This is a genomic window from Aeromonas sp. HMWF015 (genome assembly GCF_963878965.1).
Taxonomy (GTDB): domain Bacteria; phylum Pseudomonadota; class Gammaproteobacteria; order Enterobacterales; family Aeromonadaceae; genus Aeromonas; species Aeromonas veronii.
Genome location: NZ_CAWNZT010000152.1, coordinates 1,377 through 2,122 on the forward strand (window position 1 = coordinate 1,377; position 746 = coordinate 2,122).

1 pseudogene is annotated in these 746 nt (G+C 61.4%); it reads right to left on the reverse strand.

The annotated features are described in order from the left end of the window. Positions 1 to 746, reverse strand: a pseudogene (locus AACS18_RS23240) (ribonuclease E); the annotation flags it as partial.

Here is a 746-nt window from a genome sequence, read left to right on the forward strand (position 1 = left end):
GCCAGCAGGCCAGCACCGTGAGCTACCTGTTTGGTAACGACCGGAGTCTCTTCCACCGCAACGGCAGCGACAGGAGCTGGGGCTTCGACAACCGCAGTTGGCATCTCGACGGCAACCGCTACAGCCTCCACAGCAGGAGTGCTGACAGCAGGGGCCTCTTCAACAACCGGAGCAGTTTCAACGACTTCAGTGGCAGCCATGTCGGCAACCGGAGCGGCGACAACGGCAACTTCCGGCTCTGCTGGCACCTCGACCTCAGCGACAGCTTCAACAACCGGGCTAGCGGTCACATCGGCTTGAGTTGCCTCAACCTGAACAGCAGCCTGCTCGGCAGCTTCTTCAGCAACGGCTTCGACAACCACATGCTCGGTCAGTGCAGCAGAGGCTTGCAGGGCAGCTGCGACGGCTTCAGCGCTCGGGATGGTAACAACAGGCACTACCGGCTCTTCAACCTGCGCTTTGGCAATATCTGCCTGGGCTGCGGTGGTCAGAGTGGTGGTATCTTGCTGTTCTTCGTCACGCTGGCTGCGGGCATCTTCGTTGATGCGCTTGCGGCGCTGACCTTCGATACGCTGGCTGCGCGGAGTGCGGCGTGAACGGCGCTGGCCTTCACTCTGCTCTTCCTGCTCGTTACCCACGGTGGCATCGATCACTTCAGCTTGCGCTGGTACTTCGTCAACCGGCAAGGCAGGGGTGTCAGCAGCGGCGACATCGACGCGGATCTGCTTGCGCAGTTGACGACGTTC